The 26655-nt window shown below is 59.0% G+C and carries 24 protein-coding genes and 1 other RNA gene; 8 read left to right on the forward strand and 17 right to left on the reverse strand.

Annotated elements, in window-relative coordinates; all coding sequences use genetic code 11:
• Window positions 1–43: 43 nt before the first annotated feature.
• The 11 genes from ACY8D3_RS01580 to ACY8D3_RS01630 all read right to left on the reverse strand — a co-directional run bounded on the left by ACY8D3_RS01580 (window position 44) and on the right by ACY8D3_RS01630 (window position 14328).
• Window positions 44–2542: a S8 family peptidase gene (locus ACY8D3_RS01580; RefSeq protein ID WP_462381268.1), complete on the reverse strand. Its 2499-nt coding sequence runs from the start codon at window positions 2540–2542 to the stop codon at window positions 44–46.
• A 17-nt stretch (window positions 2543–2559) separates the two neighbouring features.
• Window positions 2560–3543 carry an AAA family ATPase gene (locus tag ACY8D3_RS01585; protein ID WP_462381269.1) on the reverse strand — a complete coding sequence of 328 codons (984 nt, stop codon included), beginning with the start codon at window positions 3541–3543 and terminating at the stop codon, window positions 2560–2562.
• 388 nt (window positions 3544–3931) lie between these two features.
• Window positions 3932–4627, reverse strand: a complete 696-nt coding sequence (locus ACY8D3_RS01590) for a hypothetical protein (RefSeq protein WP_462381270.1) — start codon at window positions 4625–4627, stop codon at window positions 3932–3934.
• Window positions 4614–5453, reverse strand: a complete 840-nt coding sequence (locus ACY8D3_RS01595; protein ID WP_462381271.1) for a helix-turn-helix domain-containing protein — start codon at window positions 5451–5453, stop codon at window positions 4614–4616. The genes ACY8D3_RS01590 and ACY8D3_RS01595 overlap by 14 nt, the downstream gene beginning before the upstream one ends.
• On the reverse strand, window positions 5450–5698 hold the full coding sequence (locus tag ACY8D3_RS01600; RefSeq protein ID WP_143511266.1) for a helix-turn-helix transcriptional regulator: 249 nt from the start codon (window positions 5696–5698) through the stop codon (window positions 5450–5452). The genes ACY8D3_RS01595 and ACY8D3_RS01600 overlap by 4 nt, the downstream gene beginning before the upstream one ends.
• 460 nt (window positions 5699–6158) lie before the next feature.
• On the reverse strand, window positions 6159–7364 hold the full coding sequence (locus ACY8D3_RS01605; RefSeq protein WP_462381273.1) for a tyrosine-type recombinase/integrase: 1206 nt from the start codon (window positions 7362–7364) through the stop codon (window positions 6159–6161).
• Window positions 7365–7537: 173 nt separating this feature from the next.
• Window positions 7538–7916: a transfer-messenger RNA gene (gene ssrA, locus ACY8D3_RS01610) on the reverse strand.
• A 105-nt stretch (window positions 7917–8021) separates the two neighbouring features.
• Window positions 8022–8312 (reverse strand): hypothetical protein, encoded by a 291-nt coding sequence (locus ACY8D3_RS01615; protein ID WP_462381274.1) that lies wholly within the window; start codon window positions 8310–8312, stop codon window positions 8022–8024.
• Window positions 8313–8570: 258 nt separating this feature from the next.
• Entirely contained in the window at window positions 8571–11393 is a 2823-nt protein-coding gene (locus ACY8D3_RS01620; RefSeq protein WP_462381275.1) for an FAD-binding and (Fe-S)-binding domain-containing protein, read from the reverse strand.
• Window positions 11394–11424: 31 nt separating this feature from the next.
• Window positions 11425–12579, reverse strand: coding sequence for an FMN-dependent L-lactate dehydrogenase LldD (gene lldD, locus ACY8D3_RS01625; protein WP_462381276.1), 1155 nt, complete (start codon window positions 12577–12579; stop codon window positions 11425–11427).
• Window positions 12580–12633: 54 nt separating this feature from the next.
• Window positions 12634–14328, reverse strand: a complete 1695-nt coding sequence (locus tag ACY8D3_RS01630; protein WP_462381277.1) for an L-lactate permease — start codon at window positions 14326–14328, stop codon at window positions 12634–12636.
• Between the two features lie 269 nt (window positions 14329–14597).
• On the opposite strand from ACY8D3_RS01630, the gene ACY8D3_RS01635 reads away from it, so the two are divergent.
• Window positions 14598–15371 carry an FCD domain-containing protein gene (locus ACY8D3_RS01635; RefSeq protein ID WP_462381279.1) on the forward strand — a complete coding sequence of 258 codons (774 nt, stop codon included), beginning with the start codon at window positions 14598–14600 and terminating at the stop codon, window positions 15369–15371.
• Between the two features lie 26 nt (window positions 15372–15397).
• Here ACY8D3_RS01635 and smpB read toward each other — a convergent pair whose 3' ends face one another.
• A complete protein-coding gene (gene smpB / locus ACY8D3_RS01640) occupies window positions 15398–15877 on the reverse strand; it encodes an SsrA-binding protein SmpB (RefSeq protein ID WP_462381281.1) in 480 nt (159 codons plus the stop codon).
• 206 nt (window positions 15878–16083) lie between these two features.
• Between smpB and ACY8D3_RS01645 the strand changes: the two genes are divergently transcribed.
• Together ACY8D3_RS01645 and ACY8D3_RS01650 are read left to right on the forward strand one after the other, a co-directional pair.
• Window positions 16084–16518, forward strand: coding sequence for a type II toxin-antitoxin system RatA family toxin (locus tag ACY8D3_RS01645; protein WP_462381283.1), 435 nt, complete (start codon window positions 16084–16086; stop codon window positions 16516–16518).
• A complete protein-coding gene (locus ACY8D3_RS01650) occupies window positions 16511–16828 on the forward strand; it encodes an RnfH family protein (protein ID WP_462381284.1) in 318 nt (105 codons plus the stop codon). Before ACY8D3_RS01645 ends, ACY8D3_RS01650 begins: the two co-directional genes overlap by 8 nt.
• A 43-nt stretch (window positions 16829–16871) precedes the next feature.
• Here the strand turns inward: ACY8D3_RS01650 and ACY8D3_RS01655 are convergent, their stop codons facing one another.
• A complete protein-coding gene (locus ACY8D3_RS01655; RefSeq protein ID WP_462381286.1) occupies window positions 16872–17390 on the reverse strand; it encodes an outer membrane protein assembly factor BamE in 519 nt (172 codons plus the stop codon).
• A 94-nt stretch (window positions 17391–17484) separates the two neighbouring features.
• On the opposite strand from ACY8D3_RS01655, the gene fur reads away from it, so the two are divergent.
• Window positions 17485–17889, forward strand: a complete 405-nt coding sequence (gene fur / locus ACY8D3_RS01660; RefSeq protein WP_462381288.1) for a ferric iron uptake transcriptional regulator — start codon at window positions 17485–17487, stop codon at window positions 17887–17889.
• 81 nt (window positions 17890–17970) lie between these two features.
• Here the strand turns inward: fur and ACY8D3_RS01665 are convergent, their stop codons facing one another.
• Window positions 17971–18459, reverse strand: a complete 489-nt coding sequence (locus tag ACY8D3_RS01665; RefSeq protein WP_462381290.1) for an LEA/WHy family protein — start codon at window positions 18457–18459, stop codon at window positions 17971–17973.
• Window positions 18460–18581: 122 nt separating this feature from the next.
• On the opposite strand from ACY8D3_RS01665, the gene ACY8D3_RS01670 reads away from it, so the two are divergent.
• Complete coding sequence (locus tag ACY8D3_RS01670; RefSeq protein ID WP_462381292.1) at window positions 18582–19871, forward strand: MFS family transporter; 1290 nt, start codon at window positions 18582–18584, stop codon at window positions 19869–19871.
• Window positions 19872–19886: 15 nt separating this feature from the next.
• Here ACY8D3_RS01670 and ACY8D3_RS01675 read toward each other — a convergent pair whose 3' ends face one another.
• Window positions 19887–20639 (reverse strand): phytanoyl-CoA dioxygenase family protein, encoded by a 753-nt coding sequence (locus ACY8D3_RS01675; protein WP_462381294.1) that lies wholly within the window; start codon window positions 20637–20639, stop codon window positions 19887–19889.
• 30 nt (window positions 20640–20669) lie between these two features.
• Window positions 20670–21359 (reverse strand): GntR family transcriptional regulator, encoded by a 690-nt coding sequence (locus ACY8D3_RS01680; protein WP_462381295.1) that lies wholly within the window; start codon window positions 21357–21359, stop codon window positions 20670–20672.
• Between the two features lie 165 nt (window positions 21360–21524).
• On the opposite strand from ACY8D3_RS01680, the gene ACY8D3_RS01685 reads away from it, so the two are divergent.
• Together ACY8D3_RS01685 and ACY8D3_RS01690 are read left to right on the forward strand one after the other, a co-directional pair.
• A complete protein-coding gene (locus ACY8D3_RS01685; RefSeq protein ID WP_462381297.1) occupies window positions 21525–23279 on the forward strand; it encodes an IlvD/Edd family dehydratase in 1755 nt (584 codons plus the stop codon).
• A gap of 66 nt (window positions 23280–23345) precedes the next feature.
• Window positions 23346–24698: a GntP family permease gene (locus ACY8D3_RS01690; RefSeq protein ID WP_462381299.1), complete on the forward strand. Its 1353-nt coding sequence runs from the start codon at window positions 23346–23348 to the stop codon at window positions 24696–24698.
• A 10-nt stretch (window positions 24699–24708) separates the two neighbouring features.
• Here ACY8D3_RS01690 and ACY8D3_RS01695 read toward each other — a convergent pair whose 3' ends face one another.
• Window positions 24709–25545, reverse strand: coding sequence for a DMT family transporter (locus ACY8D3_RS01695; RefSeq protein ID WP_462381301.1), 837 nt, complete (start codon window positions 25543–25545; stop codon window positions 24709–24711).
• Between the two features lie 122 nt (window positions 25546–25667).
• On the opposite strand from ACY8D3_RS01695, the gene pcaQ reads away from it, so the two are divergent.
• The gene (pcaQ, locus tag ACY8D3_RS01700) at window positions 25668–26600 is read left to right on the forward strand and encodes a pca operon transcription factor PcaQ (protein WP_462381302.1); all 933 of its coding nucleotides are present in this window, start codon (window positions 25668–25670) and stop codon (window positions 26598–26600) included.
• Window positions 26601–26655 lie beyond the last annotated feature (55 nt).

Genomic DNA, 26655 nt, shown 5'->3' on the forward strand with positions numbered 1-26655 from the left:
TCATGCCAGCGTGGGCGGGCATGATTGAACTACCTAAGTTTACTTACACAGTGTTCATAATCGCTGTTCTGGCTGCGATCTCGTTCTGTATCGCAGCATAGAGGTCGATGTCAATTTGCTCGGTTTTAATTGACACGACAAGGCTGTATCGGACTCGATCGTTGTAGCGTTCTTGCTTCAACAGGGTCTTCCACCAGCCAAGGGCTGGATAGATACCGATCATGCCCCGGTCTGCCAGTTCTGCGGCAGTGCCGCGCCAGATATCTGAGTGCAGCGACCCTCTATGGCGAGTCTGGGTACCCAACAGCCAATTTGGATCTGATCCACCGCCCTGGTAGGTACCTTCCTCCTCGTCACGTGCGCGCTTGTTGATGCGCTGCCGGAATTGGGCCTTCTCTTCGGTAGGACGGCTGACATCGAAACGAAGTCCGTGAGACTCATATCGGTAGCGACCTTTGATGCCGCGTTCAACTACCCCTGGATTGGGCTCAACGAAGTAGGAGAGTGTCACTCGCATCTCTACGTTAATATTTCCCAAATCAAGGAGTTCTTGTTTTGGCCATGGCAGATCGTGAAGATGCATGTCGCGAGCCGTGGGAGTGCCTTTGACAGGCTTCATGAACGGCTGCAGCTCGTCCTCAACGATCAAGGTTAGCGAATCACCGGCACTCCACAGTGCTCGCCCCAGATCGGGTACTCCGAAGCCACAAATTTTTACCAGTCGCTCGTAGTCGGCTTTCGATCCTGCGCCCAGGAAGTCATGCTTCATGCGGTCGGTCCACTCAGCAGAGTGAACCATCAGCGCCCGAATGGTCTCCGGCCAAAAGACGGGGTACATAGCTAAGATCTGTGCAGCCATGCGAGCTGCCAGTGCGGAAGCCGCGCTGGTGGCTTTGGTGAGATCAAACAGTCGCGCAGCTGGAGTGTGGGAGGTCGTGAGTAGAGAGACGGACGGATAGTTGTAGGCGGCTAAATGATCCTTTACCAGATTCCCGCCCTCAAATACTACATCGGGTTTGAGCGGCCAGGACGTGCGCTGCCAGGTCAACGAAGTGGTGCTGTATGGACTCAAGCTTCCTGCCGGAGCCACTGGCTGAAGTGTGGCATTAGGAGGATCAATGACGGCTTTTTGCGTGTACGCCCCCACGCAGATCGCGTTCCAGGATTGGCCCGGGTCATGAATACCGTCGGTAGTGTTGCTGTCGGGGTAGTTCAACGTTTGATTCTGGTCTGCGTTGCCGGCCGACACTACGATCAAACGCGGATTTTTCCGCTCGCCGAGAACATCTGAAGCTAAGCCATCTACTGCAGCAGACCATGCAGAGGGGCGCCCTCGATCACGATCATCGGTACTCGTAATAGCCATGCTGAATATCCGATTCACATCTGGCCGGGCGATTTCCGGCAAGCCAACTGCAGACATAGTGAGGGCGCCATAGGGCTCTTTCTGGTTGCCCGCAGCGGCCGGCAGAAGCTTCACCGACTCGACCCGATGCCGGATATTGATGAGGCTTTGCGACAACAGTGGATCAACAAGATCGCCATAAAGGGCGAGGCCCGCCAGACCGGTGCCGTGGCCTACGTTGTCTTGGACTCCCCATGCTGGGTCAACGCTGTGTAGATCGTTGCGGCCAATGTGTGGGGCCAAAAGTGGATGCCCTGGGTTTACTCCGGTGTCGAGGAGGCAGACGCGGACACTGTCATCTTGACCCGCGGTTGTTCGCGCGAGCAGCTCGTCGACCCATTGGCGCTGCTCTGTTGGGGGCAGGGCATCAAAGAACTCAGCGGTTTCCTTCGCCCTCCGGATTTCCGCGACTTCGTTGAGGAGTAGAATTGATTGGGTAATTGCCGCTTTCGAGCCAAAGACGTTTAGCACCGTGCGTTCAGGAAAGTGTAGAGTCTTGTCAGAAGTAATGAAGCCAGAGCTTTCTACGATGGCGCGGAAGCGGTTGAGTACGGCCTCTCGGTCTTCACGAACCGGCAACCAAAACTCCCACCAGATCATGTCTGTATCGTTCTCAGGAAGCACTGCGGGATCATCGGTCCAGAGTGCACTGAACGCAGCGAACCGGATTTCTTGAATCGGGTTGAGCAGCGGAGCGTTTCGCGGCTGCCCTTTGGAGGTGTTCACCTCTAGGTACTGGCGAATGAGGCTCTCGAAGGCTTTTAGCTGACCGTCGGGGACGAAAACCGTCGCCATGTCAGTTTGGGTTTCGCGGTCACGGCGCAAATTGAGAAGCTCGATACGCTGAGCTCCGCGTGCAAGTCCCTCAAAGGCCAATTCGAATTCGGGGAAGCTTCTGAATTCGATCTGTAGGCCGAAGCCACTATCTCGGCCAGATTGACGCTGAACATTGACGGCCTCGGTCATCTGCTCGCCAACATATCGCAACTGGCCAAGCAGGGCCGCGCCGTGCGTGGTGCGGTCTTGTTGTGGGAAGCGTGGTTCCCTGCTCGCGGACGCTGTGGAGCGAAACCTTTCTTGCTGTCCCGTTCCCTTGAAGTGAAAGTGTAGTCGCTGTCCTACCTTTGGTTCTGTCATCGAGAAGCTCTACTACCTTAAGAGCGTTGTCGCCCATGGAAAGCCTTGCGCTCCTCAAGATGCTTTTCCACATCCTTGATGTCGACCTGTGTGCGGTCTTGAATGATCGCGTCTTTAATCGCATCGTCCGCTGCCCTTGCCAGCTCTGCATAGCTGAGGCCCTCTGCAACCTTGCAGAGCTTGTCCCAACTACGAGTCGGCTTCGAGAAATTAGCTAGCCGGTTCCTTAGCACCGCTTTAGTTTGTTCATGGTTAGGCAGCCCGTATTCGATAACATCATCGAAGCGGCGGAACAAGGCGTAGTCGAGAATTTCCGGGTGGTTGGTGGCCGCGATGATCAGGCTATTGGAATGATCCTGTTCGATCATCTGGAGGAAGCTGTTCAGGACTCGGCGGATCTCGCCTACGTCGTTGGCCAGGCCGCGCTGTGAGCCAATCGCATCAAACTCGTCAAAGAAGTAGATCCCGCGAGTATCACGGATAGCATCGAAGATCTGGCGAAGCTTCGACGCAGTCTCACCCATGAACTTGGTGATGAGGCTGTCTAGGCGAACTACGTAGAGGGGAATGCCTAGTTCGCCAGCGAGCGCGGAGGCAGTCATGGTCTTGCCAGTACCGGGCGGACCAACAAGTAGAAGCTTACGACGTGGCGACAAGCCGTGAGCGCGAATCTTCTCGAAGTTCCGTTGCTCATTGATGATCCGAGCCAAACGGTTGTGTGTGGCTTCATCCAGGATCATCTCCGCAAACCGAGTGCGCGGAAGTACGGCGGACAGCAGGTTGCCCAGATCTCCCCGTGGCTGACCGATCGGAACCGGTGAGCTTGAGGGCATGCGGTTTTTTTTGGCCGAGTCGATGATGGCCCGCAGATCCTCCGCAAGCTTTCCATGCCCTTGTTTTGCTTCATGTGCCGCCAGCTGCATTGCGACGGACAAGAAGTGGGCATCATCTCCTTTGACGTGTGAGCGCAGAAGCGCCTTCAGATGTTCGCTACTAGCCATAATATTCAACCTTGTCGTGCCGGTAGTGTAACCGTTTAGACGCGATCGAGCCTTGATCAGGTCAGGGTTCCTGCTACCCAGCCGCCGTTCGGAGCTGGACGAGGCTGTGCTTTACTTCGTCGCTGCACGGCCTATCGCCGCTGCCATCAAGCTGGAAGTGCCCGATGGAGCTAATGCAAGGGTGCTCAATTCTTCTGTCGGCAGCCTCTGATGTAGCGCAGATGCGGCAATATAGCCGCCCCATCGCGAACCTTTTCGCCAGCAGGAGTGTGGCTAAGCCCTGCATCCAGTAAAAGGCGTGATTGGCCCGAGACAGACCATACTTCCTTGTATTGTGCTGGAAGGGCAGGGCCCTTAACGCGCCTCGTCCTTTCTCATGTATGAAAAGCTATTGCTGGAAAGCCCGCAGCGTTTTTGGCTTTTTCAGTATTTTTAGAAGAGATTCCAGGTGTCTGCTAGCGTCGTGGTTGGGCTGTAGCGAAGTTAATGAGTCCGTCTTGGTTAGAGGACCGAACAATTGAGCGTGCGATTCAGGAGTATGCGCTAGCTGCAGAGCCAAGCGGCCGGCAATGGTTGGTTCTATACGACCTAGACGCACAGCATCTGAAATAGCCATCTGTCTACGGTCTGCGGCATATCCTTGGCTTAGCAGCCATTTGACAGGAGCTACCTGACTGCGGCTATTAGCTACTAGGCGTTGATAGGTGCTCAGGAACGTCATCCTAGCACCTACTGGGTCCCCTGTGCTGAGCACTGGGCGAGCTACACCCAATGCGAGCAGAATTTCCTCTGTGAGGACAACGCTGTTTTCCTCATCTACCGCTATCACGGCTATTGCCCATGCTTCGTTCGGTTCAGGCCTACCGTCCAGTTCGTAGAGCTGTTGTTGTATTGCCGCAAGGGTCAGCCTACCCGTCAATGTGCGGCGGCACGCGAGCAGAGCACTTCGAATTTCCTCGGCAGGATATTTGACGAGATCCTGAGCGAAAATTCTCGCGGTAGTCGGGCTGATCGTCTGACCAAGCGCTTCAGCGGTTGCGCAGATGGCGGATGCCAGCGCTGCTTGCTGTTCAGAGGAAAGCATTTTGATCTCCCCCTTGGAATATACGGCTGGCCATCTCCGCTGAATTGAGGTTTGCCTGGGTTGCCTCCATTTGTCTAGCTGTAGTCGAATTTATCTGCTGTCCAGTTGCCCACTGGGTTCGGTAGGACTCCGCTCGTGCCAGCAGGTCGCTCAGGCTGTGGCAGTTGTTCAGAATCCGTGCGTCATTGATCGCGATGTAGAACGCAGCGACTGGCGGGGCCTCATCGGGACCAAGTCGGTCGATCAGGTGACTAATCTGCCCAGCCGCTTTGCCATTCCAGACAGGCCACACCCCATAGCGCCCGATATAGGCCTCAGCGTACTGACGCCAGGTGAGATAGGTTTTGCTATTTGTGGATCTCGGCCCAGGCCTGGCTACTGTCGTATTGGTGTTCTCCTGTATTGCCGTGACGGAGAGCGCTGTAGCTGTTTTGGGGTTACCTGATGGTTCTATGGGAGTTATGAGTGAAGCTGCTGCGGGGTGCGGGTGCACTGCCTGCGTGGGGCGGGCGAGAGGATTGGCAGCTGGTTTGTCCTCAGCTGCGTAGTCGTTAGTGCTGCGTGGTGAATATCCTGCAGGGTGCACGCTCAGCATTGAGGAGCGGCCATGTCGGAGTTTTCTGGTGACTAGCCCCGCATCTACCAGCCACGCAATCGCGTTCTGAACGGTTCGCTCAGAGAGGCCCGTACGTGTGGCTGTGTGACGTATAGATGGCCAGCAGCGCCCGTTTTTATCTGCCTGGTCGCCCAGTGAGATGAACACGAATTTGGTAGTGGCGGGGATCCCGTGGAGTTTCCAGATAGCGCGCGTTATTTCGTTGCTCATTGCTCGCACTCCGTCGAAATCGAGGCGCGGAGCTGCACACGCGGGCGGCTCAGAATCCAGGCAGATATCTCCGTGCTGAGCCAGCCAACCGTTCTGCAGCTGCCCAGATCATATGGTGCTGGGAATTTTCCTGCGGCTATGTCGCGATATATTGTTGATCGCTTTTTACCTACCGCTAATTCAACCTCGGGCAGGCGGAGGAAGCGCGGTTCATCGGAGTGCTGTTTTAAATTTTGTGCTGACATTTAGGAAATGCTCAGGCTGTGACGTTGCAGCAGTCCTCAAGTGCTGCAATACGCAAATGTGTTGGGAGTGGCGCTCGGATTTTCCTGCTGCAAAGCAGGGGCGTTTGTCGGGCCTCGTGTTACGGGCCTCCGAGATGTATTGCCGGCGGCAGCTGTGCGCATGACAGCTGAAGCTGTGTCTTTGGCGTGGGGGAGAGGAAAGACCCTGCGGGTACGGAATAGATGCCCGTACGTTTCTTTAGCAGCATTGCTGTTGGCGAGCAGGCGCAAAAGGCCTTGCGAGATGCTGGCAAAACCCCGATGAGGTGGCCAGAAAGTCCATTTGCTAGAAGCAGATGGACTTCGGGTTTTTAACGCCGTGACCGGGGCAGCGTGACGATCCCATAGCGTCCTATGAACGCCCTAGAGATGCCTGATTTTTACCAACCGGGAGTCTGTATTGCAAGCCCTAGCAGTGAGCTCAAGCCTTGATTGCATCTAGGTAATCCGACCAGCGCTGCATCATGTCGCGTCGTTCTGGCAGAAATGACGTTCGGTCATACGCGCGTCCCAGCGGATTTTTTACTGTGTGTGCAAGCTGATGCTCCAAGAGATCGGGGCGAAATCCCAACACCTCAGCACCTATGGTTCTCGCTGTCGCACGAAAGCCGTGCCCAGTCATTTCGTCGCCGCTGATGTCCATGCGGCGTAACGCGCTGAGAACGGCATTGTTGGACATCGGTCGGTCGCCGCCTCGGGCTGAGGGGAAGGCATACCGATGTCTGCCGGTGAGTGGTTTCAGCTCGCGCAGAACAGCGATTGCTTGCTGGCTCAGGGGAACCAAATGATCCGGGCGATCCTGTTTGGTGGCAGTGAGTCCTTTCATCTTGTGGCCGGGAATCAACCACTCGCCCACATCCAGATTGACCTCCGACCATTCCATGTGCCGCAGGTCTCCAGGCCGGCAGAACAGCAGCGGGGCCAACTTCAACGCGCAACAAACAGGCATCGTTCCGCTATAGCTATCCAGAGCTTTGAGCAGTGCGCCAAGTTTTTCAGGATCGGTCACGGCAGCAAAGTGTTTCACCCGCTTGGCTGGGAGCGTGCGTGAGAGATTCCCAATCTGGTTGGGTGGGGTGATGCCAGCAGCTTCGGCAAACTCGAAAATCTGTTTATAGATCTGGGCAACACGACGCGCCGTCTCGCGAGCACCGCGCTTGATGATGCGCTGCAGGTTTTCGACCAGCATGGGTGTGCTGATGCTGCTGATCGGGAGTTTTCCCAGCCAGGGGTAGGCATTGAGCTCAAGACGCTGCCGCACCGTGCGCGTGTACTCCGGATCCCAAGTTGACTCGCGAATAGTGAGCCATTGCTTTGCGACCGATTCAAAGGTGTGTTGGTGATCGAGCTGGCTGACCACCTTGGCCATACGCCGTTGCAGCGAAGGGTCTTGGCCGCCGGCAAGCTGAACACGAGCGTCATCACGCTTGCGCCGGGCCTCCTGCAGCCCGACCTCAGGATAAACACCAAGCGCCAGGCGCTTTTCCTTTCCCAGAAAACGGTACTTCAAGCGCCAGTAACGGCCTCCGTTGGGCTGCACTTCCAGGTACAGACCTTGTTCGTCGTACAGGCGGTATGGCTTGTCCTGGGGCTTGGCGTTGCGGCAGTTGGTGTCTTTCAATGGCATTGGGGGCACATCCTCTCCGAACGAGCTGATGCGCGTTTTATGCCCCCATATATGCCCCCGTCAACTGTAGGATGCCCTGGGATTAGGTGGGAAAACGCGGGCAAGAAAAAAGCCGTAAGGCTTTGATTTCTCTAGGCTTTACGGCTTTTCTGGGTCTTCCTGGGAAGACAAAATGGTGGAGCCGGGGGGATTTGAACCCCCGTCCGCCAGCTCTCCGCTATCGGTTCTACATGCTTAGCCAATTCTATTGAGTTAACCCCGCGCCGCCCGAATGGCAGGGTGCTTGGGGCGAGCTGTATGAGATTTAGCCGTTACGTCTACAGCGAACTTGGCGGCGATCCTGTTCTATCTGACGGTCATTTTGGGTTTACAGGCATCCCCTCATGACCGCTGGCGCCGAAGCGACCAGATGAAGGTTAGGCGGCTAGCGCGTACCCTTCGTAGTTGTCGTCGTTGGCAACTAATGATTTGCAACAGTGGATTTACGAGTTCTGTTACCCACTCGGCATGCCCCTCAAGTTTCGCTACCGGCGTCGAATCCTAATCGGCCCCAGAGCCTTGATGGCTGAGGCGTAGTGTACGCCTCTGAGCGTGCCGCGTCGACCGCCGACCGTAGGTTATGGCCAATAGTGGGCGATCAACGCTACGCAAGCTGTATCAGGTACCCGAACCGGACGCGCCGCCGGTGGTGCCTTCACCGCCAGGTGCCTTGAGCATCTGGATGGCTTGGGTGCTCGCAGCGATACAGGCTTCGGTATCGCCGGCTTTCTGCGCCTGCATGGCTTCCTTCTTCAGGTCGGTGACCTGTTGCTTCAGCGGATCACCCATGGTGGTGGCGTTGGTGGTCATGGTGTCATCGATCTGCTGGAGGTTGATGGCGCAAAGATCCTCGGCGAAGACGGGCGAGGCCATCAAGGCGGCGGTAATAACAAAGGCGGCACGTTTCATGTGTATCTCCTCGTTTCCTGTAAGGGGTCGAACATGCTCACGTCTGCTGCATGGCCAGCGTGAGCTGGCTGGAGAGGTCGCCGACATACTCCGGAGTCGAGCCGGGCAGGCCGTGAAATCACAGGCAGTCTCGCCAGCAGGTGCGTGACGTCCGTTATCACTCGGACTATTGAATGGACTACACCGAAGGATCAGGGGTTCAGTGAGGCTGATATCAGATGTGCCACTACGGCTGCCCAGTCACGGGCAGCCGCGCGTTCACGCGGAGGGAGGCGCAACGCTTCTTGCAGTCGTCACGCGGTCGACCAAGTACACCAGGCCGTGATAGTCGATTGCGCCGTGGTGGCTGAGGCCGATTTCGCACGTCCTGCTGGTGGATACGCCCTCGCTGCAATGTTGTACCGCTGACTTCAGGCCGCGCAGTGAGTGGCCGTTCAGCTCTGGTCGGGTGAAGCCCTTGTCCCCGGCGAATCCGCAGCAGTGAATGCCCTCCGGGATCACGACGTCTTCTGCACAACGCTTGACGATATCGATCAGTGCCTGGCTTTCACCCAGATGTTGCGTGCTACAGGTTACGTGCACGGCAATGGGTTCCGGCTGGGGCTTGAAGTCCAGCCGGTCGAGCAGGAAGGTGCGAATGAACCGAACCGGATCGTAGACCTGCAGACGCTCGTCGCCCAGGTCCTGCACCAGTCGGAGTGTGCAGGGGCTGGTGTCGCAATAGATGGGGTCGATACCGCCTCGGCTTGCCTGGAGTAACGCCTTGATCAGTGCGTTGCGCTTGGCGTTGGCCTGTTCGAAGTAGCCTTTGGATGAGAAGGGCTGGCCACAGCAAAGGCTATCCGGCTCGTTCGGAATGACGACCCGGTAGCCTGCCTTTTCCAAAAGCATACGGGTCTTTTCCGGCAAGGACGCTTGTTCACGGTCACTGTGCGATGGCCCCATGGCGCGCGATACGCAGGCTGCGAGATAGACGACGCGGGGACGACTGTCATCGGTAGTGGAAATCAGGCGCAATAGCGATGCCGGCTGCGGCATGGCCGGAGTCCATTGAGGCACCGCGGCGCTGATGGTACGCAGCCAACCTGTTGTCTTGCTCAGGAAGGGGGTGCCGAGAACCCTGCGTGCACCGTGTGCGGCACGGAGCGAAAATCGTGCGCCTCGCATGGCCGTCATGAAATGCTCGGCTAGCCAGTTGGCGGTGCGTGTATTGTCGGCGTCGACACTCCGTAGTTTTCGGACGAGGTCTCCCGTGTTGATACCGACAGGGCACCGCTGGGCGCAAAGCCCCGTTGCAGCGCACGTGTCTACACCACGATAGGCGTAGTCCTGCTTGAGTGATTCATTTTCCTCGCCGCGGCGCTTGCGCGACTGAATTTCGCGCCACATTACGATCCGTTGCCGCGGTGTGAAGGTCAGCCCGTTGGAAGGGCAGACGGGTTCGCAGAATCCACACTCGATGCATTTGTCGACGATCTCGTCGGCAGCCGGCATTGGTTTGAGGTGCTTGAGGTGGATGTCCGGGTCATGGCTGAGCTGAACGTCGGGATTGAGGATGCCTTCCGGATCGAGCAGCCGCTTGATGCGCCACATCAGTTGGTAGGCGTCGCTGCCCCATTCCATCTCCACGAAGGGCGCCATGTTTCGCCCGGTGCCATGCTCCGCCTTCAGCGAGCCGCCGTACTCCACCGCAACCAGAGTGGCGACATCCTGCATGAAGGCTTCGTAACGCTGGATCTGTTCGGGCGAATCGAAGCCCTGCGTGAAGACGAAGTGCAGGTTTCCTTCAAGTGCGTGGCCAAAGATGATCGCCTCGTCGTAGCGATGCTTTTCGAGCAATGCGATGAGTCGGTTGACGCCCTCGGCCAGCTGCTCGACCGGAAATGTCACGTCCTCGATGATGACGGTTGTGCCGGTAGGACGTACCGCGCCAACCGCCGGAAAGGTGCCTTTGCGCATCGCCCATAGCTGGCCATAGACGACGGGGTCTTCGCTGAAATCGACCTGCTGTTCGAAGGGGTAGACGGCCAGCGCCTGGCGTACCTGGTTCAGCTGCTCGTGCAGCAGGCTGTGGGTAGCAGCGCGGGACTCGATCAGCAGCGCGCAGGCGGTCTCTGAAAGGTCTTTGACCCAGCTTGGCATTCCAGGTTGGGTCTGTACGGACCGAAGGCTGCGGCGGTCGAGCAGCTCCACTGCCGATACCGGCTGGGCCTTGAGGGTGGTAACCGCTCGGCAACAGGTCTCGACGTCGGGAAACACGACGAGTGCGCTCGCCTTGTGTGGATGCTCGGGGACGGTGTCATACGTGACGGCACTGATGAAGCCGAGAATGCCCTCCGACCCCACCATGAGGTGGGTAAGGATATCCAGCGGATCATCAAAATCCACGAGCGCATTAAGCGAAAGCCCTGTCGTGTTCTTCAGCCTGTATTTGTGGCGGATGCGTGCGGCAAGTTCGGTGTTGGCGCGCGTTTCGCGGCCCAGTGCTTCCAAAGCCTCCAGAAGCGTTGCGTGCGTTTCCTTGAAGCGGGTGACGCACGAAGAATCTTCCGTATCCAGCAATGTACCGTCGGCCAGGACCAGCCGCATGCCTGCCAGGGTGTGGTAGCTGTTTTGTGCGGTGCCGCAGCACATGCCGCTGGAGTTGTTCGCCACGATGCCGCCGATCTTGGCCGCGTTGATGGATGCAGGGTCGGGGCCGATCTTTCGGCCGAGCGGGGCGAGCCAGGCATTGGCCTGGGCCCCAATCACACCGGGTTGGAGCCGGATCCGCGCACCGCCGTCCCGTATGTCACGGCCGTTCCAGTGGTCGCCAAGTACGATCAGTACGGAATCGGTGATCGCTTGGCCCGACAGGCTCGTGCCGGCTGCGCGGAAGGTCACCGGAACCGAGTGCGCGCGAGCGAGCTGCAGCAGTCCGATGACTTCGCTTTCGGACTCGACCCGCACGACCAGCTTGGGGATCAGTCGATAGAAACTCGCATCGGTACCGTAGGCGAGGGTAGACGCAGGATCCGTAAAGCGACGGCCGGCAGGGATCAGGCGTTCGGTCCCTGCGACAAAGGCGGCGGGGAGGCTCATGTCACGTAACTCTTGGTTGTCGGTGCGCGGTTCAGTCGATGACCGAGCCGGATTGTGGAACGAGGGCATCGCCGTTGATTTCGCTGATCGATTTGGCGCCGGTCAGCGTCATCGCCACGCGCATTTCCTTCTCGATCAGGCTCAGCAGGTTCATAACGCCGGCTTTACCGTCGGTGGCCAGTGCATAGATGAAGGCCCTGCCGAGCAGTACGGTGTCGGCGCCTAGCGCAATCATCCGCACGACATCCAGCCCACTGCGGATACCGGAGTCCGCGAGGATCTTGAGGTCACCCTTCACGGCATCGGCAATCTCTGGCATGGCGCGTGCGCTGGACAGCACGCCATCGAGCTGGCGCCCTCCATGGTTGGACACGACAATGCCGTCTGCACCGAAGCGCACCGCGTCGCGCGCATCGTCGGCGTCGAGAATGCCCTTGATCACCATCGGGCCTTCCCAGAAATCCCGGATCCATTCGAGGTCCTTCCAGGAAATCGACGGGTCGAAGTTCTTGGCCAGCCAGCCGATGTAATCCTCTAGTCCGGTAGGGTGGCCCCGATACTTGGAAATGTTGCCCAGGTCGTGGGGCCGGCCCAACAGGCCAACGTCCCACGCCCAGGCGGGATGCGTCACGGCTTGCCACATGCGCCGGATGGCTGCGCGCTCGCCGCTCATGCCGGAGTGCGCGTCACGATAGCGAGCGCCAGGGGTCGGCATGTCTACCGTGAAAATGAGTGTTTTCACGCCCGCAGCCTTGGCGCGCTCGAGCGCATTCTTCATGAAGCCGCGATCCTTGAGGACGTAGAGCTGGAACCACATCGGGCGATCCAGCTGGGGTACGACTTCCTCAATCGGACACACCGACACGGTAGACAGGGTGAACGGTATGCCTTTCTCCGCTGCGGCTGTGGCAGCTTGCACCTCACCACGGCGCGCGAACATGCCGCACAGACCGACCGGGGCGAGGGCTACCGGCATGGCCAGGCGCTCGCCGAACAGTTCGGTTTCCAGGCTCAGGTCGGACATGTTGCGCAGTACGCGCTGGCGCAGCGCCACACTGCTGAGGTCGTCCACGTTCCGGCGCATCGTGTACTCGGCGTAAGCGCCGCCATCGATGTAATGGAACAGGAAGGGCGGCAGCTTGCGCTGCGCAGCAGCGCGGTAGTCGGTCGACGCAGAAATGATCATTTAGGACTCCGAATCGAAACAGGAACGACGCCGAGTTGGCTGAAGCTCAAAGGCTCAGCCGCCCATCAGCGGGTCGGTAACACCGATGACGTACAGGGCGACCAGCCCGACGATGCCGGTGAACAAGACGTAATACAGCGTAGGCCAGACTGTCTTGCGAAGGGTGCTGCCTTCGCGGCCAATTAGGCCTACCGTTGCCGACGCGGCCACGACGTTGTGGATCGCAATCATGTTACCCGCGGCCGCACCAACAGCTTGCAGCGCTACGATAAATGCGCCCGAGATGCCAAGCGTTTCCGCAACACCAAACTGGAACTGACTGAACATCATGTTGCTGACCGTGTTCGATCCCGCAAGGAACGCACCGAGCGCGCCTACGGCGGGCGCCAGCAGCGGGTAAACGCTGCCTACGCTGTCTGCCGCATAACGCGCCATTGCGATCGGCATGCTTGGAAGATCGTCCGCATTGATGCCCGAATTGATGAGGATCCGCACCATCGGCACCGTGAACAGCAGCACGAAGCCCGCCTTGAGCAGCACCTGGCTCGATTCGCTCACCGCAGCCCCTAGATCTTTCATCCGCATACGGTGCAGCAGAACGGTCAGCAGCGCGACGAAGGCAAGAATGCCACCCGGCAGGAATAGCGGCTCGATGCTGGCGCTGATGCCGCTTTCGCCGAGGATGTTCGTCATGCCGAAGCTCAGCGACTTCAGGCTCGCCGACACCTCAGGAAAGACGCGGCTGATCACCAGCAGTGCGCCGACGAGGACATAAGGCAGCCAGGCGAGCATCTGGCTCATCGGGCGAGATGTGAGGTCGTCGACTTTGACCTGCAACGTGCCGATCCACTCGGCCGGCCAGTCCTTGCGATCGGCGAAGTCCCAGGCTGTCTTAGGTGTGAGGAATCGGGCCCTTGCGGCGGCGACCACGATCGCAAGTCCTATCAGGCCACCCAGAAGCGAGGGGAATTCAGGCCCCAGTAGGAGTCCAGTCAGGACATAGGGGACTGTCATTGCCAGTCCGGCGAACAGCGCGAAAGGCAGGATTTCGAAGCCGGCCTTCCAGTTCTTTTCCTTGCCGAAAAAGCGCGTGAGCATCAGAGCCATGATCAACGGCATAACGGTGCCCACGATGGCATGTGTGATGGCCGTCCCGTTGGTGACCTGCTGAATGAATGCTTCCCAGGTCGAGTCGCGCGCAACCAATTGGTCGGTCAATGCGGTGCTATCCAGGCCACCCGTGACCCCGATCACGATCGGAGTACCCACTGCACCGAAAGATACCGGTGTGCTTTGCACCAGCATTCCCATCAAGACTGCTGCCATGGCTGGAAAGCCGACGGCGACGAGCAGAGGGGCCGCGATCGCAGCCGTCGTACCAAAACCGGAGGCCCCTTCGATGAAGCTACCGAAGAGCCAGGCGATGATAATGGCCTGGATGCGGCGGTCGGGGCTGATCGTGGTGAAGCCGGCGCGAATGGCGCTGATGGCGCCTGAGTGCTGCAGCGTATTGAGCAGCAGGATGGCGCCGAAGATGATCCAGAGCACGCCGACGGTAATGATCAGGCCTTGTATCGTTGAGGCGATCACCCGCTCAAAGCTCATGCCCCAGGCGAAGACGGCCAGAAGCACGCTAAGTACGTAAACCACCGGCATGGCGCGGCTAGCGGGCCAGCGTAGTCCGATGAGCAGGATAGCGGCGACGATGATCGGTGTGACGGCGACCAGAGCAAGCAGACCAGGTTGCATATCCATCGTCTCCTAGTCGCGGTAGTGGGTATGCGAAAGGGACACGGAACGCGGGATGCAACGAAACATCATGGGTGACCTCAACTGCATTATTGGATTTATAGTTGCGGCTAATTGGTAATACCAATTTACGCTAGGTACTTTCAGATTACGGGCTTTGATCCGGAGCGGTCAAATGTCGCAGCGTCGACTTTTGTCGTAGGGGCCTTCCAAACTGCCAAGGCCATCATGCCTAATAGATACATTGGTAAGACCAATTAGGTGATTTTGTGGAAGTGGGACACATTCGCCAGCGACGGCTGGCTGACGGCATTGTCGAGCAGCTGCAATCGATGATTCTCGAGGGGACACTCAAGGCGGGCGAACGCTTGCCAGCCGAGCGTGTACTTGCAGAGCAGTTCGGCGTGTCTCGGCCGTCGCTGAGGGAAGCCATTCAGCGGCTGGTGGCCAACGGGCTGTTGATCAGTCGGCAGGGTGGGGGCACCTACGTAGCCCAGTCACTCGGAGCGACGTTCAGTGATCCGTTGCTGCTTTTGCTGGAAAGCAATCCCGAAGCGCAGCGCGACTTGCTGGAATTCCGCCACACGCTCGAAGGCGCTTGTGCGTTCTATGCGGCTCAACGCGCAACCGAACCTGACCGTGTTCGGTTGCGCGCCGCCTTCGATCATTTGCAGCATTGCTACCGTCACGCCGGCCCCACGACACGTGCCGAGGAAGGCGCCGCGGACGCCAGCTTCCACCTGGCCATTGCAGAGGCAAGCCATAACGCAGTCCTGCTACATACGATTCGCGGATTGTTTGACCTGCTCAAGCGCAACGTCGTGACGAACATCGGCGGCATGTACGCGCAGCGCGTGGAGACGCGCGAGATGCTTATAGGCCAGCACCGCGAGCTGTACGAGGCGATCATGGCAAGACAGCCTGAGCTGGCACGGGATGTGGCGCAGCGTCACATTCACTATGTGCAGGAAGTCCTGTCGGAAGCACGCGAAGAGGCGCAGCGGACGGCGCGCGCGCAACGGCGGGGGAGGGAGCCCGTCTAGCGACGGGCATGGCAGAGGGGGAGCGACTACTCCTTGCCCTTGGAGCGCATGGCGCGCTGGATTTCCCGGTCGGAATCGCGCTCACGCTCGGTCGCGCGCTTGTCGAATTCCTTCTTGCCCTTCACCAGCGCGATCTCGCATTTGATGAGGTGCTTTTTCCAGTAGAGCGACAGCGCTACGCAGGTATGCCCTTTCTGCTGAACGGCGCCGAACAGCTTGCCGAGCTCCCGCTTGTGCAAAAGCAGCTTGCGGGTACGTGTCGGGTCGGCGATCACATGCGTGCTCGCCGCGGTCAGCGGCGTGATGTGGCTGCCGAGCAGCCAGGCTTCGCCATCCTTGAGCAGGACGTAGCTGTCGACGAGTTGGGCTTTACCGGCGCGAAGGCTTTTCACTTCCCAGCCGGCAAGTGCCAGACCGGCTTCGAATTTCTGCTCGACGAAATATTCGTGCAGCGCCTTCTTGTTTTGCGCGATGGTGCCTGGAGATTGTTTCTTCTGTTTAGCCATAGGGCCCGCATTATAGGAGGTTGCCGGTCGCCTGGCGACTGGCGCCAGTACGAAAAGAAGTGTTGTGCTTGAGGCATTTGGGTGAATCCCCGACAATGATCTGTCTTCGGTCGATGCTCCGGCATGCCGGACGCTACCGCCGCTGCATCAGCGATTGTCGATTCGTCGGTGGGCTGTCACCGAACGATGAACAGGACGGAGCTAGCATGACGACCCACATCCAGCGCTCGGCGCTGTTACCTTACCCCGCGCAGTCGATGTACGACCTCGTTAATGATGTCTCCCGTTACCCGGAGTTCCTGCCCTGGTGCTCGAGTACCGAAGTTCTGGAGCATAGCGAGCAGTTGATGCGCGCCCGGTTGTCCGTCGCAAAGGCCGGCATTAGCCAGCGTTTCGTGACGCGTAACCAGCTTGAGCCCGGTCAGTCCATAGTGATGGATCTGGAAGAGGGGCCCTTTAGCCAGCTTCATGGTGTCTGGACCTTCAAGCCGCTGACCGACAAGGCGTGCAAGATTAGCCTGGACCTGTCGTTTGACTACGCGGGCCCGGTGATCCGCGCCACGCTCGGCCCCTTGTTCAACCAGGCGGCGAACACGCTTGTCGACGCGTTTTGCCAGCGTGCTCGCGAACTCTATGGCTGAGCCGCTGCTTCGCATCGAAGTGGCTTATGCCACGCCGGCAAGACAAGTCATCAGGGTGCTTGAGGTCGAGCGGGGAACGACGTTGCGTCAGGCGGTCATGCTGACCGATCTCGCCGTGGTGTTTCCGGAGATCGAGCTGGGAACAGCCCCATTGGGCATTTATGGTCGCATGGTAAAAGATGCGGAGACGAAGCACGTGGACGACGGTCAACGGATCGAGGTCTACCGGCCATTGGTGGCGGATCCGAAGGAGGCGCGTAAGCAGCGTGCTGCGCGAGCAGCTGAAGCTAGAGCGGATAAGCCGCGCTGACGTGCGCTGAATAAAATGCCGGGCGTTGCCCGGCATTTTTCATTTAGCGAGGATTGGTGTCCAGAGGCTCCGGTGTTGGTACCGGTACGGCTTCGACGTTGTCGATATCGCGCTGGATCTGCTCTTCCAGCGAGCCAGGTGGAGCGGGGCGATCCTGCTGAGCGGGCTGTGCCTGCGGGGCCGTGGTCGGCTGACCGTCCTGCCCAAGGATCGCCTCGTCACGGCTCACGCCTGGGACGAAATCGCCCTCAAGGGCTACGAGCTGATCGCTCTCATTGAACTGTAGGCTCACGCGCTCCTGCTGGCGCTGCCCGCCACCGGGCTGGATGCTATAGAGATAATCCCAGCGATTCTGATGAAAGGTATCGGTGATCAGCGGGTTACCCATGATAAACCTTACTTGGCTCCGGGTCATTCCAGGGCGCAACTGGTCTATCATGTCCTGCGTCACGACATTCCCTTGCTGGATGTCGATCTTGTAGACCCCGGGGAATGAGCAACCGGCGAGTGCCACCAGCCCAGTGAACGCGAGACTGGAGAGCATTAGCTTGGCGTTTTGCATCGGTGGGTGACTTCCACTATCTTGCTTGGCACGAAGACCCGATCATACCCGCATTACAGGAGGCTGCGAAGCAGCATCCGCGAGAAAGCACACCATGGTAGAAAACAACGAACTGCGTAAAGCCGGCCTTAAAGTGACCCTGCCCAGGGTCAAGATCCTTCAGATGCTCGATTCTGCCGAGCAACGGCACATGAGCGCCGAAGAGGTCTACAAGGCCCTGATGGACGCGGGCGAGGACGTTGGCTTGGCCACGGTCTACCGCGTGCTGACTCAGTTCGAGGCCGCCGGCCTGGTCGTTCGTCACAACTTCGATGGCGGCCATGCGGTATTCGAACTGGCTGACGGCGACCACCATGACCACATGGTATGCGTCGATACTGGCGATGTCATCGAGTTCATGGACGCCGAAATCGAACGCCGTCAGAAGGAAATCGTCGAGGAGCATGGCTACGAACTGGTCGACCATAACCTGGTTCTGTACGTCCGCCTTCGCAAGTAAAGTCGGCTGCAAAATGAAAAGCGACCTTCGGGTCGCTTTTTTTATGCGCCGCCCAAGGCCGCCGAAATCGCGCAGGACAGACTAGCGCACCGTTCCATTGAAGTCTGGCCACGTCAGGTTGCCTTCGTCGGTGAACCGGCGGGCTCCCGCGAGACCGCCGCCAAGCTTACCGGTCAGGCGATAGGGAACCGATGCAGCCGGGGTGGATTGCATAACGCCCCATGCCTGCCGGAATGCAGAAAGCGCCGAGATGCTCATTGGCACCGTGATCAACATTTCACCGTAAGCGTGCACTGTTCCGCTCCCGTCGCTGACGCCGTTTGCGAGCGGGCGCCCGTTCACGCTCAGTGCGAGCGCCACGCCTTGGTAGCTTACCGGCCGGTCATCGGGGTTCTGAACGCGTAGCTTCAACGCGAAGCGCACTTCGAGATCGCCGCCTTGTAACGGCTCGACATCGACAAGATTGACCGTGAGCGGGTCGCGGCCACTGAACAGGCTGCAACCTGTCATGCCTGCGGTCATCAGCAGTAGGATCAATACGGGTAGGCGACGGATCCGAGCGAAGTACATGAGCAGGCCTTTTCTTTGAGTCGGGTAGTAGATCAGTTTCGGCAACAGTCCGTTCACAGGTGAACGGACACATCAGGTAACAGTCGACATGCAATCTTCTGTAACGATTGGACGAAGTCGATATGCCCTCGCCGCACTACAGCCTGGAAGAACGGAAAAAAAGAATCTTCGCAATTGTCGGTGCTTCTTCAGGCAATCTCGTTGAATGGTTCGACTTCTACGTCTACGCCTTCTGCGCCATCTACTTCGCCAGCGCGTTCTTCCCCAAGAGCGATCCGACCATCCAGCTTTTGAATACTGCTGGCGTGTTTGCTGCCGGTTTCCTTATGCGCCCGATCGGCAGCTGGATATTTGGTCGTATCGCTGACCGGAAGGGCCGCAAGACGTCCATGGTGATTTCCGTGCTCATGATGTGCGCGGGCTCGCTCGTAATCGCGTTCCTTCCGACCTACGAGAGCATCGGCACGATGGCGCCGGTATTATTGCTGCTGGCCCGTATGTTCCAAGGCATCTCGGTTGGCGGTGAATACGGTACGACAGCGACCTACATGAGCGAGGTCGCGCTCAAAGGCCAGCGTGGCTTCTTCGCCTCGTTCCAGTACGTAACGCTCATTGGTGGCCAGCTCCTCGCCGTGCTCGTGGTTGTCATCCTTCAACAGCTTCTGACGGATGACGAGCTGCGTGCCTGGGGCTGGCGTGTGCCGTTCGTGGTTGGTGCGTTGGCGGCCCTGGTATCGATGTTCCTTCGACGCTCGCTCAATGAAACCGCTCGTGCCGAGGACATGAAGCGAGAGGAATCCGGCACGATCTCGGGCATCTTCAAGCATCACAAGGCAGCGTTTTTCACGGTTCTGGGCTACACCGCCGGTGGGTCGTTGATCTTCTATACGTTCACGACCTACATGCAGAAATATCTGGTGAACACGTCGGGGATGGAGGCAAGAACGGCGAGCGCCGTCATGACATGCGCGTTGCTGTCCTTCATGGTCATGCAGCCGTTGTTCGGCATGCTTTCCGACCGTATCGGACGTCGCACGTCCATGATGCTGTTCGGCGGCCTCGGCGCGGTCGGCACCTGGCCACTGATGACAGCCATTGCCAGTACCACCAACCCTTTTGCCGCGTTCGGCCTAATCGTGATCGCGATGGCGATCGTGAGCCTGTACACATCCATTAGCGGGCTGGTGAAAGCGGAGATGTTCCCGCCGGAAGTCCGCGCCCTGGGCGTAGGCTTGTCATACGCCATTGCGAATGCCGTCTTCGGTGGCTCGGCTGAATATGCCGCTCTGGGTCTCAAGAGCCTGGGCGCCGAAACGGCCTTCTACTGGTACGTCTCGGGCATGATGATGATCGCCTTCTTCGTCAGCATGCGGCTGCCAAAGCAGGCGAGCTACTTGCACCATGATCTCTGATGACTAGGCCAGCCTTCAGTCGTATTCAGCCTCGGCATGGTCGCCCAGCAGCCGCCGTTGCCTCGGTGTAGCGGCGGCAACGACATCAGGGTTGAAATTGAACGCAAGGTATGGCGAGAACTTCTGCGCGACCATGCGGCGCCCGTAGTGGACCTGGAGCAGATAGCGGCTCCGGTCCTGCGTGCGATTGCGGCTTCCGGCGTGCCAGAGATCGCTGCGCAGCATGAGCACGTCGCCAGCACGGCAAAGCACGGCCTCCGCGGGCGTGCCGTGCCACAGTGTTTCGCCCGGCGCGGGTGGCCGCCCGGCACGATGACTATGGGGTACGACCAACGTCGGGCATAACGCCTCGTCGATGTCGTCCAGATAGATCATGGCTGTGCAGATGTGCATCGGCATCACGAAGCCAGCGTCTGCCAGCAGCGATTCGGGCAGGGCAATCGGCAGGTAGTCCTGGTGCAGATCGGCACCGATGAACCCCGGGTGGCAGCGCCACGCGGTCTGGCCGATGATATGGCAATCGCTACCCAGCGCTGCCTCGGCCAGTTCGATCACGCCCGGCAAGTCTAGGAAGGTGAGCCAGAATGGGTCACGGTTGAACACGCATTTGTAGTGATCCACCAGGCCGGTGTAATCCCAATGCACGGCCCTGAGCGTATCGATCGCAGCCCGTACCGCACTCACCTGTTCCGGCGAAAGCACGCCTGGTAGCAGGGCAAAGCCTTGGTCATGCATCGCCGAGAGGCGAGCCGCCGTTGGGTCGTACATGGCATACCTCCTGTGGCGCTCCCTAGAGGTTTAGCCGCTCGCGGTCGCCGGATACACGGGCGAACCTGAGAGGCGGCGACGATAGGCTTCAATATAGGCATTACGAGAAGGCGTCAGGTGACCTCGACACAGCGCCACAAGGCGCTCTCGGTCAGCAGCCTGTAGCGCTTTAATGATTTGCCAGTGTTCGGATCGAGCATTTTCCAGCTGCTGAGGCATGTCCAGGGTAGAGGTGCGGATCGAATGGGCGCGTTGCGCGTGGTCCTGTATCGCGGCCACGAGCACCGGGTTTTCCGAGAAGCCAAATAGCATTTGGTGAAAACGCACATTCACTCTAAAGACACGACGCAGGTCTTTCTGCTCGACCGCTTCATCATGCTCACGTTGGACCGCTTCGAGCGCCTCCAGTCGGGCGGGCTCCACTGGAAAAGGAATCATTCCGACACAGTGCGTTTCCAAAAGCTCGCGCACGGCGTAGAGCTGCTCGACCTCTTCAGCGGTGTACGCTTTGACGATGGCGCCGATGTTGCGCTTGCGTTCCACCAGCCCCATTCGCTCGAGTTCCATCAACGCCTGCCGCACGACGTGCCGCTTCAACCCGAATCGAGCCAATAACTCATCTTCGACAAGCCGCTCACGTGGATGCAGGACACCCAGCACGATTTCCTCTTCGAGTGTCTCTACGGCTTGGCGCAGGGTCGTTTCACTGTCGGTCTTCACGCGGATTCCACTACTTCATGACTATCGAACGGGCATTCGGACTATAGAGGCGAAGGCCCGCCGGCTCAATTCTCCAGAACGAGTGCGTTTGCCAGGCCGCCCATCAGCCGCTAAACTCGATTTCAACAATATTATTAATAATATAATCGACGAAGCGGAGCTGCCATGTCTGAATCTTCCGACCAAAAACCTGTTGTAGTGCCCAGCGGGATTCGCAAGGGGCTCACCAATTACGGCGACACGGGTTTCTCGCTTTTCCTGCGCAAGGCGTTCATCAAGGGCGCCGGGTATACCGACGAAGCGCTGGATCGCACCATTGTCGGAATCGTCAATACCGGCAGCGGCTACAACCCATGTCATGGCAATGCGCCGCAGTTGATCGAGGCCGTCAAGCGGGGCGTCGCCCAAGCGGGTGGGCTCGCCATCGACTTTCCTACCATTTCGGTCGCCGAAAGCTTTTCCACGCCCACGAGCATGTATCTGCGCAACCTCATGTCGATGGACACAGAGGAGATGATTCGCGCGCAGCCAATGGACGCCGTTGTACTCATCGGCGGTTGCGACAAGACCGTACCTGCGCAGCTCATGGGCGCCGCATCGGCCAATATCCCGACCATCCAACTCATCACGGGGTCCATGTTGACCGGCGGGCACCGTGGTGTGCGGGTCGGCGCCTGTACAGATTGTCGTCGCTACTGGGGCATGTTCCGCGGCCAGGAAATCGATGAGCAGGAAATCAACGAGGTCAACTCGAAACTTGTTGCCAGCATCGGCACGTGTTCCGTCATGGGTACTGCCAGCACCATGGCGTGTCTCGGCGAGGCGCTAGGCATTGTCATGCCAGGTGGCGCGTCGCCGCCGGCGGTAACCTCCGATCGGATGCGCATCGCTGAGCTCACTGGAAAGCAGGCCGTGCAGATCGCGCGCGATGGCGTCACGCCTGATCGTATCCTGACAGCCAAAGCGTTCGAGAATGCACTACGGGTGCTATTGGCCATTGGCGGCTCCACGAACGGCATCGTTCACCTGACGGCAATTGCGGGTCGTATGGGCTTCGAAATCGACCTCGAATCATTCGACCGAATGAGCCGGGAGACACCGGTGTTGGTCGATCTCAAGCCATCGGGGCAGCATTACATGGAGGATCTGCATTTCGCGGGCGGCATGCAGACGGTGCTGCGCGAGCTGAAACCTTTGCTGCATCTCGACACGCTGACAGTGACGGGCCGAACGCTGGGCGAAGAATTGGAGGCGGTTGCTGCCTTCCCGCAAGACGTGGTGCGAACGCTCGATAACCCGATTTATCCAGTGGGTGGGATCGCTTTCCTGCGGGGCAACCTTGCACCCAATGGTGCCATCATCAAGCAGTCGGCCGCGCGGGCCGACCTGATGGAGCACGAGGGGCGCGCAGTTGTGTTCGAGAACTCCGAAGACATGGCCAACCGGATCGACGATCCTGACCTCGATGTGAATGCCGACGACGTATTGGTGCTCAAGAACATCGGCCCTGTGGGGGCGCCGGGCATGCCGGAGGCAGGCTATTTGCCTATTCCGAAGAAGCTTGCCCGCGCGGGGGTGAAGGATATGGTGCGTATTTCCGACGGGCGCATGAGCGGGACGGCGGCCGGCACCATCGTGTTGCATGTAACGCCCGAGGCCGCGCTTGGCGGTCCGCTTGCATTGGTGCAGAGCGGCGACCGTATTCGGCTGTCCGTGTCGGAACGGCTGATAGACCTGAAGGTGCCCGCGGAAGAGCTCGAAAAACGGCGCCAAGCCCTCGTACTGCCGAAGCCCAGCAATGCTGAGCGTGGTTACCGAAAGCTCTTCTTCGAGCAGGTGACGCAAGCCGACAAAGGCTGTGATTTCGAATTTCTGCGCCCGCCAAAAATGATCGCGCGGGTTCCTCACCGCGAAGACTGATACCCCTCCAATAGCGCCGGTGCCTGCCGGCGCGACTCCTTTTACAAGAACAAACCGGAGTACCCAATGGAACACACCACACTGGTCGTGACGGTGACCGTGGCCTCTATCCTGGCCTTGCTCGTCCTGATCGTTCGATTTCGTTTCCAGCCGTTCATAGCGCTTTTGAGCGTCAGTCTCGTCGCCGGTCTTGCGATCGGCATGCCCCCGCAGGAACTACTCGATTTCGTGGTCAAATCCATGGGCGGTACGCTTGGATTCGTCGCGCTTATCATCGGCCTGGGCGCCATGTTCGGAGAGATGCTGAGGGTGTCGGGCGGCTCGGAGCGGCTCGCACTAAGCCTTATCGAGCGTTGTAGCGACCGCACCGTGCCGTGGGCTCTTGGGCTCGCTGGATTTCTAGTGTCCATTGCGGTGTTCATTGATGTGGCGATCATCATTCTGGTTCCGCTGATCTACGGCATTGCTAGGCGTACCAAACGCTCCCTTCTGTTCTACGGCATTCCGCTTTGCGCAGGACTGAGCGTGACTCATACCTTCCTGCCGCCAACGCCCGGCCCCATTGCTACTGCGAGCATTCTCGGCGCGGATCTGGGTTGGGTCATCATCTGGGGCATTATCGCCGGGTTACCCGCGATGGCAGTCGCAGGGCCGTTATTCGGTAAGTTCATTTCGGAGCGGATCTTCGTCCCTGTTCCTGAATACATGGTCAAAGGCGAAACACGCTTCGACGATCCGAGCCAATTGCCGCCTTTCCGGTCTGTCGTTCTGATTCTGCTGATGCCGTTGGTACTTATCCTCAGCAACACCAGCGCCGAGTGGCTATTGCCGGAGGGCAACCTGTTTCGCTCGGTCATGATGTTCATCGGGAACCCGATCATTGCGTTGCTGCTCACTGCCTTGCTGACCTTCTGGGTCTTCGGGCACAAGCGTGGGTTCAGCAAGGACGAGTTGCAAAAGATCGCCACCAAGGCGCTGGAACCGGCGGGCCTGATCATCCTTATCACGGGGGCTGGTGGCGTATTCGGAAAGGTATTGGTCGAGTCGGGGGTCGGAGAGATCCTGGCAGACGGGATGAAATCACTGAATATGCCGCTCGTACTCTTTGCCTTCCTCACCTCTTCCATAATGCGGATTTCACAGGGGTCGGGCACTGTGGCAATGATCACCGGTGCAAGCTTGACGGCGCCGGTCGCGGCCATGATGGGCGCCAGCGAGCAGATGCTCGCACTGTGCACCATTGCAATTGCCTGCGGCGGAGCAGCCTTTTCCCATGTCAACGATTCAGGCTTCTGGATGGCAAACCGTTACCTCGGCATGAGCGTGTCGGATACGCTCAAGTCATGGACCGTCATGAAGACGCTGGTCGGCCTGACCGGCCTCGCGATCTGCCTGATCATTAGCGTATTCATTACCTGACCAACCATCATCAACGCCTACTGAGCAGGACGAGCGCGATGCCGCCCAGGACGGCGGCGGATGCCGCTAAAAGGCCGAAGGTCAGGACTTCGTCCAACAGTAGTGCGCCGGCAAAGAGCGTAATGACGGGCACGCTCAGCTGCAGCGTGGCGGCATGCATGGCTCGCAGTGAGGGAAGGGCGGCGTACCACAAGGCGTAACCGAGTCCGGATGTCACGGCGCCCGAGAGCACTGCATAGAGCAACCCGGCTAGGTCCCAGGTCAACGATGACAGTTGAATCAGCGCCAGAATGGCAACGAAGGGCAAGGCCCGAATGAAATTGCCGGTGGTCGCAATTAGCGCCGGGCTGGTCGCGCGTCGCCCCAGCAGTGAATAAGCGCCCCACGCCGCGCCTGCCATGATCATCAGCCCAGCAGGTTGCCAACCGGGCGCATGGGCGCCTGGCAGTAGCAATGTCACAAGTCCTGCGAATGCGATGAACAACCCACCGACGGCCAGGGGCCGAAGACGTTCACCCTGCAGTAAGCCCCAGCCCAGCATGCTCAGTTGAACGGCGCCGAAGAGTAGAAGTGCGCCGGCCCCTGCGTCGAGCTCGACATAGGCGAAGGAAAACGCGGCAGCATAGATGAAGAGTGCAAGCGCAGAGGGCCAATTGCCCGCGACTCGGGTCGAGCCATGTTGGGACCATGCCAATATCGCGAGAACCACAGCGCCTGATACGAGGCGAATCGCAGTGAAGGTCGCGGGGTCGATCGATGTGGTCGTGAGGGCAAGACGACAGAGCAGGGAGTTGCCAGCGAAGGCCAGCAGCGCAAGTGCGGCAAGTGAAAATACGCGGACCGTCATGGGGACCCAGCAACCGATTTTTGTTGGTATAGCTCGCAGTATAGGCTGCGATAGCTGCGCGTTCGCTTGAGTCGGGCGGTACGCTTGGGGACACTGCATGCCTGTCTCAAGGAAGTGCAACCGTGAACCTCGATACCCGTATCAAATTCCGCCATCTGGTCTGCTTTCTCGAGGTTGCACGTCAGGGCAGTCTGGCGCGTGCAGCGGATCGCCTGGCGGTCAGCCAGCCTGCCATCTCGAAGACGCTCAAGGAGCTCGAGGCGCTGTTGCAGGTCAGTCTCTTCGATCGCGGTAAGGCTGGCGCGGAATTGACCGCAGCGGGCGTGGCCTTCATGCGCTATGCGGCTCCGAGCGTACAGGCATTGCGCGAAGGCGTGCGTAGCCTGCGGGAAGGTGAACACGAAGCGGGATATGTCCGGCTCGGCGTCCTCTCGACTGTGGAGAGTACGCTGCTGCCGGACGTGGTCGACAGGCTTCATGCGCGTCATGCCGCGCTTAACGTCAGTGTCGTGACCGGGCCCAGCGATTACCTGCTTTCACAGCTACGGTTGGGGGAATTGGACCTTGTCGTGGGGCGTATGACGGATAGCCCCCAGGTCATCGGCCTGAGCTTCGAGCATCTCTACAGCGAGTCGATGGTCATGGCGGTTCGCCCGTCCCACGCGCTGCTTGCCGAGCGACCGCTCGATCCTGGTCGACTTCATGATTTCCCCGTCGTGCTGCCTCTGGCCGGTACGACCATTCGCCGCTACGCCGACGGGCTGTTTGTCCAGGCCGGGCTTGGCCTACCGCCTCGCCGCCTGGAAACCTTGTCGGTCGCATTGAGTAAACGATACGTTCAGCGCAGTGACGCCATTTGGATTGCGCCGCTGGACGCCGTACGGCTGGATCTCGCCGAAGAGACGTTGTGCCAACTTGATCCGGGCATGGCGGAGCCTGGGGGTTCTGTCGGCATTTGCCACAATCCGTCTGTGCCACTCTCGCTCGCTGCGCAGTGGGCCTGCGAGGCGCTGCGGGAAGGGGCGTCGGAGTACCGGCAGGATTACCTTCCATAACCATTCGGTTATGGTTTCGGGTGGTATTTTCAGTTTCGAGCGGGACGCTCCAGCG

The organism is Pseudomonas sp. Marseille-QA0892 (assembly GCF_054950135.1).